Raw genomic sequence first — 9,514 nt, forward strand, 5'->3', positions numbered from 1 at the left:
CAGGCCTTGGCGGCGATCTGGGCCGAGGTGCTGCAGCTGCCGCGTGTGGGGCTGGACGAGCATTTCTTTGCGCTGGGTGGGCATTCCCTGCTGGCTACTCAGGTCTGTGCCCGCGTCCGTACCCAGCTTGTCGTGGACCTGTCTCTTGCCGTATTTTTTGAACACCCCGTCCTTGCAGATATGGCCGCCGTACTGGCGCGTGAAGCAGGTGCCGCGCAGCAAAGCGAAGCGCAAGACCTGCTGGATATGCAAGCACTGCTAGAAACCCTGGAGAGTTGAACCGATGTCCCCCATCCAAACCCTTGCGCCCACTGATTCCCAACTTGGCCAGTCAACTGATGTGCAGCACAACATGAAAGCCGAAATGGCCCGCCGCTTCATGGCATTGCCGGCGGCCGCGCGGCAAAGCTTTCTGCAAGCCCTGGCACAGAAAGGCGTGGACTTTTCTCGTCTGCCTATCGTGTCCACCAGTGCAGGCACGATATTGCCTTTGTCGTTTGCGCAGCAGCGGGTGTGGTTTCTGGAGCAGATGGAGCCAGGTAACGCGGCCTACCATATTCCCGCGATGCTGCGCCTGACGGGCCAGCTCAACCATGCCGCATTGCAAGCCAGTCTGGATGCCTTGGTAGCTCGGCATGCGGCTTTGCGCACCACCTTCCACGCCAGTGTTGATGGGCAGGCGCAGCAGCGCATCCATGCACCGTTGCCATTGATTTTGGCTCACACGGACCTGTCGGACTTGGACGCAGCTACCCAACAGGCTGAAATGGAACGCTGGGCCACGCTGGAGACGGGCCAAGCTTTTGATTTGTCCACCGGGCCGCTATTGCGTGCTCGTTTGCTACGTCTTAGCGCGACGGAACACCGCCTGCTGCTGGTTCAGCACCATATCGTTTCCGACGGCTGGTCGGTCGAGTTGCTGTTGCGTGAGTTTGCGGCCTGCTACCGGGCGTTTTGCGAAGGCGGGCAGCCTGCTCTGCCTGATCTGCCCATACAGTACGCCGACTACGCACTCTGGCAGCGGCATTGGTTGGAGGCGGGCGAAAGAGAGCGCCAGCTTGCATGGTGGCGTGATGCGCTGGGCGACGAGCATCCGTTGTTGGCCTTGCCGCTGGACCGGCCTCGGCCTGCGGTGCGCAGCTTGCAAGGTGCGCGCCATGTGTTTGCACTGGACGCAGCTTTGTCCGACGCGCTGCGCGCCTTGGCGCAGCGCAATGGCGCCACTCTTTTCATGCTGCTGCTGGCGGCCTACCAATTGCTGCTGTCGCGCTTGTGCGGCCAGAAAGATGTGCGTGTGGGCGTGTCGGTCGCCGGCCGGTCACGGCCTGAAACGCAGGGGCTGGTGGGCTTCTTCGTCAATACCCAAGTATTGCGTGCACAACTGAACGGAGCGCTGCGCTTCGAAGATTTCTTGGCGCAGGTGAAGACGGCAGTTCTGGGTGCGCAGGCGCACCAGGACCTTCCCTTCGACGTGCTGGTGGACGCTTTGCAGGTAGAGCGCAGCCTGAGCCACAACCCGCTGGTGCAGGCCAAGTTCACCCAGCAGATCGCGTTGCCCCAAGGGATCGAATTGCCCGGCCTGCGGCTGCAGTTGCTGCCATTGCCAGACCATGCCGCGCGGTTTGATCTATCGCTGGATGTGACCGATAACCCGCAGGGCATTGAGGCGGTTTTTAGCTATGCCACGGCCTTGTTTGACTCTGCACGTGTTGCCGGCTTTGCGCGAAGCTATACCCATTTGCTTACGGAAATCGCTGCCAGGCCGCAAGCCTGTCTGGCTGCGTTGACGCTGCCGCTTGCGCCTGCTGACTTCATGCTGCGTGCAGAAACCTTGGACTGCGCGGACTTCAGTGTGCTCGGTGCCTGGGCGCAGAGCGTGGCCGCCCACCCGGATGCCGCGGCTGTGCGCTTTGAAGATCAAACAATCAGCTTTGCTGAACTGGACGCAGCCTCCAACCGTTTGGCCCGCTACCTACGGGCCCGTGGCGTGGGCGCGGAGCAGCGGGTCGCCGTGTGCGCGCCGCGTTGTCCCGCGCTGGTGCTGGGCTTGTTGGCGGTGCTGAAGGCAGGGGCGGCCTGCTTGCCATTGGACCCCTTGCTACCTGCCGAGCGCATGGCATTTTTGCTGCGGGACGCGGATGTGCAGTGCGTACTGGCCGATAGTGCCGGTATGTTGGCCACGCAGGCTGCGGGTGCAACTGCCATTTCCCTGGGGGACGAGGCGGCATGGAACACTTTGGATGCCAGCCCGCTGGCTTTGCGCCCGGAGCCGAGCACGGCGGCCTACCTCATCTACACCTCGGGTTCCACCGGTCAGCCCAAGGGCGTGGTGGTCAGCCACGGCGCCTTGGCCGACTATGTGGTGGGCATGCTGGCCCGGCTGGAGCTGGCACCGGGCGAAAGCATGGCCATGGTGTCTACCGTTGCGGCCGATCTGGGCCACACGGTATTGTTCGGTGCCTTGTGTTCCGGGCGTTTGCTGCATCTGATTTCTGCGGAGCGGGCTTTCGACCCGGACAGTTTTGCAGCCTATATGGTGCAGCACCAGGTGGGCGTGTTGAAGATCGTACCCAGCCATTTGCAAGGCCTGCTGCAGGCGGCCCGCCCTGCGGATGTGCTGCCGCGTCATGCTTTGGTGCTGGGCGGTGAGGCCCTGCCCTGGGAGCTGTACGACAAGCTGGTGCAACTGCGCCCTGACTGTCGCGTCTTCAACCACTATGGCCCCACCGAAACCACGGTCGGCATCCTCACCCAGGATGCTGCTTTGGCGGACCGCAGTGCGTCGGCCAGCGTACCGGTGGGAGCGCCGCTGCCCAATGGGCAGGCATATGTGCTGGATGCCGACCTGAACCCCGTGCCCTTGGGCAGTGCGGGTGAGCTGTATCTGGGTGGCCCCGGCCTGGCGCGTGGCTACCTGGGGCAGCCTGGGCTGACTGCTGAGCGGTTCATTCCCCATCCTTATGCGCAGGGTGCGCGTGTGTACCGCACCGGCGACCGGGTGCGTTTGCTGGCCAGCGGGGCGGTCGAGTTCTTGGGCCGTGTCGACGAGCAGGTCAAGATACGCGGCTACCGGGTGGAGCTGTCCGAGGTGGCCGTGGCGCTACGGGCCTTGCCCGGTGTGGCTACAGCCGAAGTGCAGGCCATGGCTTTGCATGGTGACGCCAACCACCGCCAGTTGCTGGCCTATCTGGTACCCGCCAACGGCTGCAGCCTGGATATGGCGGCGCTGAAAAACATGTTGGCACATCGTCTGCCAGATTACATGTTGCCCAGCTATTGGATGACGCTGGAGCGCATGCCGCTGACGGCGAACGGCAAGCTGGACCGCAAGGCCTTGCCCCTGCCGCAGCAGTCTGCCAGCAGCAGCCATGCACCCATGTCGGATACAGAGCAGATTTTGGCGGGCATCTGGAAAGCAGTGCTGGGCCTGGAAGAGGTGGGCCTGAGCGATAACTTCTTCGAGCTCGGCGGCGACTCCATACTCAGTCTGCAAATCATTGCCCGCGCCCGCAAGCAGGGCTTGAAGCTCACGCCCAAGCAGCTGTTTGAAAACCAGACCGTGGCAGCCTTGGCGCGCGTGGCGCAACCGGTGTCGGCACCTACTTTTGTGCCCGCTGCGACCCCGTTACTCGGCACGCTTGTGCTGACGCCTGTGCAAAAGAATTTCCTGGCCTTGGACATCGCACAGCGGAGCCACTGGAACCAAGCCCTGCGCTTCGAAGTACGCGAGTACCTGGATGCGCGTTGCCTGGGCCAGGCCCTTGCCGCCCTGCGCGCCCAGCACGAGGCTTTGCGTTGCCGCTATCGGCAAGCGGCGGACGGGCAGTGGCAAGCACATGCAGACACACCGCATGGCACCGATGAAATCCTGTGGGTGCGCGACGTAGCGGATGCTGCTGCGTTCGACCAGCTGTGTGACCAGGCGCAGCGCAGTCTGGATATTCATGGCGGTGTGCTCATGCGCGCAGTGTTGGCGAACCAGGCCAATGGCACACAAGGCTTGTTCATGGCCATCCACCACCTTGCCGTGGACGGCGTGTCCTGGCGCGTGTTGCTGGAGGATATGGAAACCGCCTACCATCAGATACAGGCGGGCGCCCCCGTAAATTTGGCTGCGCCGGGCACTTCTTGTGCAGCCTGGGCGGCATTGCTGGAGCGCCATGCCCAGACGGATGCCATGGCCGCCGAACTGCCGTACTGGCGGACCCTTGCCGACTACCGGGGTACCGAGCCACCCCGCGATATGTCTGCCACGACCGGGCTGGTGCGCGATGCCGCCCAGGCCGTAGTGCACCTGGACCGCGACACCACCCAGCGTCTACTGAAGCTGGCGCCTGCGGCCTACCGCACCCAGGTCAACGACCTGTTGCTCACTGCTCTGGCACGCGTGCTGGGCCGTTGGATGAACGTGCCCGAGGTGTTACTGGAGCTGGAAGGCCATGGCCGTGAGGCGCTGTTCGATTCGGCGGATCTCTCGCGCAGCGTGGGCTGGTTCTCCAGCCATTTCCCGGTACGCCTGGCGGTGGAGGAAGATGATGGCGTAGCCATTTGCAGCGTCAAGGAAACCCTGCGTGGCGTGCCGAACAAGGGCATTGGCTTTGGCCTGCTGCAATCGCTGGCGCCGCCGGCGCTGCGCGAGCAATTGGCTGGGCTGCCCCAGCCGAGGGTCACCTTCAACTACCTGGGCCAGTTTGATTCCACCGTGTCAGGCGGCGTGTGGTTGCGCCCAGCGTTCGGCCAGTCGGGTGCCGAGCGGGATGGCAGTGGCCCCTTGTCGAACTGGCTGGCGATCCATGGCCAGGTTGCAGATGGTGTGCTGTCGCTGACCTGGGTGTACAGCCGTGCCATGTACCACCCGCATACCGTGCAAGCACTGGCAGATGCCTATGGTGCTGCGTTGACAGAGTTGGTTGCGCATTGCTGCGCGCCCCAGTCCGGCGGCTTGACGCCCTCCGACTTTCCATTGGCTGCGCTGCAGTCTGCCGAGCTGCAGCAGTTGCCCGCCAACGCGCGCGAAGTGCAGGACATCTACCCCGCCACTGCGCTGCAGCAAGGCTTCTTGTTCCACAGCTTGCTGGAACCGCAGCAGAGTGCCTATGTCAACCAGCTGGCGATGAGCTTGACCAATCCCGATGTGCGGCGTCTGGCCTTAGCCTGGCAGGCGGCAGTGGAGCAACACGATATTTTGCGCACAGCCTTCTGGCATGAAGGCCTGGCGCAACCGCAGCAGGTGGTGCACCGCAGCGTCGGTCTGGAGATGGCGCACTACGACTGGCGCGACCGAGCCGACCAGGCCACGGCGCTGCAAGACCTGGGGCTGGCAGAGCGCCAACGCCCGTTTGTGCTTACCGCGCCGCCGCTGATGCGCCTGGCCCTGGTGCGTTTGAGCGACAGCCTGTACCGCCTGGTCTGGACTCGGCACCATTTGCTGTTGGACGGCTGGAGTACGGCCCAGCTGTGGACCGAGGTGTTGAACCACTATGCCGGTGTGCCGGTGCAGCATGTATCCCGGCTGCGCTACCGCGCCTACATTGCCTGGCTGGCGCGCCAGGACATACAAGCGAGCCGCGGCTTCTGGCAAAGCCGTCTTGTCCAGCTGGACGAGCCGGTGCTCTTGGCCGGGGCCATGGCGGCACCGAGGCGCAGTGTCACCGGCTATGGCAGCTGGCATGCCGGCTGGAGCATTGCCGAAACCGCAGACCTGCAGCGCTGCGCCCGCGCCGCCCGCGTGACCCTCAATACCCTGGTCCAGGGGGCCTGGGCTTTGCTGCTGCAGCGCTATACCGGCAAGCACACCGTGGTGTTTGGTGCAACCGTTGCAGGGCGGCCGGCTGAGTTGCCGGGGGTGGAGCAAGTTCTGGGTCTGTTCATCAACACCTTGCCCGTGGTTTTGACGCCGCAGTCCGCGCAATCGGCTGGCGATTGGCTGCGCAGTGTGCAGGCCGAAAGCCTGGCTTTGCGTGAGCATGAACATACACCTTTGTTCGAGATCCAGCGCTGGGCCGGGCAGGGCGGCCAGGCGCTGTTCGACAGCCTGATCGTGTTTGAAAACTACCCGGTGGGTCGCGAGTGGACCGAGCGTGACGCAACTTCTCTGCACTTCTCGGACCTGGTGAATACCGAGTCCACCAGCTATCCGCTGACCCTGGTGGTTACCCAGTCAGATAGCTTGTCCATCGAGTATGGCTTTGACCAGGCGCACTTCGGTATGGCGGAGGTCCAGCGTTTGCATGCCCATCTTGTCGTTTTGCTGAGCGGATTGATGCAGGATGCGCGGCGCCCCGTGGGCACACTGGCGCTACCCACCGCAGCGGAACAGCTGCAGCTGGCCGCGTGGAACGCCACCGATACCCGCTATGCGGACGACAGTGCGGTGCACCGTTGTTTCGAACGCCAGGCCCAGCGGCAGCCCGAAGCCATCGCGCTGCTGTTCGGCGATATGCGCATGAGCTACCGCAGCCTGGACCAGCGTGCCAACCAGCTGGCGCACCGACTGTTGGACCTGGGCGTACAGCCTGACGCGTGCGTGGCTATCTGCATGGAGCGCTCGCTGGATCTGGTGGTCAGCTTGTTGGCCGTGCTTAAGGCGGGTGCCGCCTATGTGCCGCTGGACCCGGACTATCCGGCAGAGCGCCGGGCCTACATGCTGCAAGATGCCCAACCCGCCCTGGTGCTAACGCACAGCGCCTTGCGCGCCAGCCTGGCAGCCGGCGTGGCCCCCGTGCTGTGTCTGGACCAGGAGGACTTGTCCACACAGCCCATGGAGCGGCCTGCGCGCGAGGTATATGCCGAGCAACTGGCCTACTTGATCTATACCTCGGGCTCCACCGGCCGGCCCAAGGGCGCGGGCAATACCCACGGCGCTTTACGCAACCGCCTGCAGTGGATGCAAGAGGTGTATTGCCTGGATGCCTCGGACACGGTGCTGCAGAAAACGCCGTTCAGCTTCGATGTATCGGTGTGGGAGTTCTTCTGGCCCTTGATGGTGGGCGCGCGCCTGGCGATTGCGGAGCCAGGGGCACACCGCGACCCGGCGCGTCTGGTAGACCTGGTGACGCAGCATGGCGTGACGACTATGCACTTTGTGCCTTCGATGCTGCAGGCCTTCATGGCCTATGAGGGCTGTACGGCGTGCAGCAGCCTGCGCCATATCGTGGCCAGCGGTGAGGCCTTGCCCGCCGAGCTGGCCGCGCGGGTGCGGCACAGCCTGCCACAGGCGGGTCTGCACAATTTGTATGGCCCGACCGAGGCCGCCATCGACGTGACCCATTGGACCTGCCAGGGCGACGATGGCAGTACCGTGCCCATCGGCAAACCCATCGCCAATACCCAGATCCACATCCTGGACGACGCGCTCAATCCTCTGCCGCCGGGCGTGGCGGGCGAGCTGTACATTGGCGGCGCAGGCTTGGCCCGTGGCTACCATGCGCGGCCCGCGCTCACGGCCGAGCGCTTTGTGCCAGACCCGTTTCGCAGCGGCGCGCGGCTATACCGTACGGGCGACCTGGCGCTGTGGCGCGAGGATGGCGTAGTCGAATACCTGGGGCGGCTGGACCACCAGGTCAAGCTGCGTGGCCTGCGTATCGAGCTGGGCGAGATCGAAGCCCGTCTGCAGGAGCACCCCGCCGTACGCGAGGCCGTGGTGGTCGCGCATGGTGGCGACACCTTGATCGGCTATGCCGTGCTGCAGCAAGATGTGGCTCCGGCCACACTGCTGGAATTTCTGGCTACGCAACTGCCGGCCTTTATGGTGCCCACGCAGTTACTTGTTCTGGAGCGCATGCCACTCACACCCAGTGGCAAGCTGGACCGCAAAGCCCTGCCGGACCCGGTATGGAGCAGCCGCGACAGCGATGCCCCGGTGGGCGATACCGAGCAACGCGTGGCGGCCCTATGGTGCGAGCTGCTGGGGCTGGATGCGATTGGCCGCGGCGACAACTTCTTTGCCTTGGGGGGGCATTCGCTGCTGGCGACGCGGGTGGTGTCACGCCTGAAGGCCGAGCTGCAGGTCAGCGTGCCATTGCGCCGGCTGTTTGAAGCAGCCACTTTGGCCGGATTTTCCGTGGCAGTGGACGAGGCGCGCGACAGTGCTTTGAACGACACCCAGCTGGATGCACTGGATGCCTTGTTCGGCGCCATGGAGGAGGCATGAGCCAGCCCCGCTTGCTGCAACTGGCACGCCGATTTGCCGAGCTGGCACCGGCACAGCGCCAGATTTTCCTGCAACGCCTGGTGGAGCAGCATATCGACTTCAGCCTGTTGCCCATTCCACCGCGCATCGACGGTGGCGCGCCACTACCCGCCTCGTACGCGCAGGCGCGGCTGTGGTTCTTGTGGCGCATGGACCCGTTGAGCCCGGCCTACAACATGGCGGGCCGGCTGAAGCTCAGCGGTGCTCTGGATACTGCCGCATTGGCCGCCAGCCTGAACGCCTTGGCCGCTCGCCACGAGGCCTTGCGCACCAGTTTCTCTGCGGGGCCGGAAGGCGAGGCACTGCAGACTGTGCGTCCGGCCGCACCGGTAGCAATCCGCCATTTGGACATGGCGGGTGCAAGGCCGGAGCAGATACAAGCCGAGGCCGAGGCGGAGGCCATGCGTCCGTTTGACTTGGCCAGCGGGCCGTTGTGGCGCGTGGTTCTGCTGCGCTGCGGTCCGCAGGAACACCTGCTGCTATTGACGCTGCACCACATAGCGTCCGACGGCTGGTCCGCGCAGCTGATGTTGGCCGAACTGGCCCAGGGCTATGCGGCAGCGGGTCTTGGCCGCCCAGCAGATCTGCCGCCTTTGCCGATCCAATACCCTGACTTCGCGCTGTGGCAGCGCCATTGGCTGGAGGCTGGCGAGGGCGCGCGCCAGCTGGAATGGTGGCGCAAGACGCTGGGTGACACGCATCCGGTGCTGGTGCTGCCGCAAGACCGGCCCCGGCCCGCCGCGCCTGTGATGAAGGGGGCGCGCCACCGGTTTGTCGTGCCCGGTGATGTGGTCGGTGCTTTGCGGGCTTTGGCCCAGGCGCAGGGCGCTACGCTGTTTATGGTTTTGCTGGCCGGTTTCAAGGCCGTGCTGTACCGCTACAGCGGCGCCAGGGATGTGCGGGTGGGGGGGCCGGTGGCCGGGCGCAACCGGGCCGAAACCGAGGGCCTGGTAGGCTTCTTCATCAATACCCTGGTGCTGCGCACCCAGCCTGCGGGGCAACAGACATTTGCAGCCCTGCTGGCCGATGTCAAGAATGCCCTGCTGGGCGCAGAGGCGCACCAGGACTTGCCTTTTGAGCAACTGGTCGAAGCCCTGCCCGGCGCACGCAGCGGTAGCCACCACCCGCTGTTCCAGGTCATGGCCAACCACCAAAGCCATGGCCCGACACCCCAATGGCCCGGCTTGCAGGTGGAAGAGGTGTCTGAAGGCAACCCGGTGGCCAAGTTTGATCTCACGCTGTCCAGCGAGGAATATGCCGACGGCAAGCTAGCGTGCACGCTGGTCTACGCGTCCGAGCTATTCGAAGCGGCGACAGTAGAGC

Annotated in this window: 3 protein-coding genes; all 3 read left to right on the top strand. The window is 64.5% G+C overall.

Features of this window, described 5'->3' with window-relative positions; genetic code table 11:
• Positions 1–279: phosphopantetheine-binding protein (locus AC07O2_RS25855; protein WP_495234978.1), on the top strand; the 279-nt coding region annotated here is incomplete at its 5' end.
• 73 nt (positions 280–352) lie between these two features.
• Positions 353–8,152, top strand: a complete 7,800-nt coding sequence (locus tag AC07O2_RS25860) for an amino acid adenylation domain-containing protein (protein WP_495234979.1) — start codon at positions 353–355, stop codon at positions 8,150–8,152.
• On the top strand, positions 8,149–9,514 hold a 1,366-nt coding region (locus AC07O2_RS25865; protein ID WP_495234980.1), incomplete at its 3' end, for a condensation domain-containing protein. The genes AC07O2_RS25860 and AC07O2_RS25865, both read left to right, overlap by 4 nt.

The sequence above is a fragment of the Rhodoferax sp. GW821-FHT10B06 genome (assembly GCF_059415605.1).

Coding starts and splice junctions, on each gene's coding strand:
- AC07O2_RS25860 (WP_495234979.1), top strand. CDS start 353: ATGAAAGCCGAAATGGCCCGCCGCTTCATGGCATTGCCGGCGGCCGCG.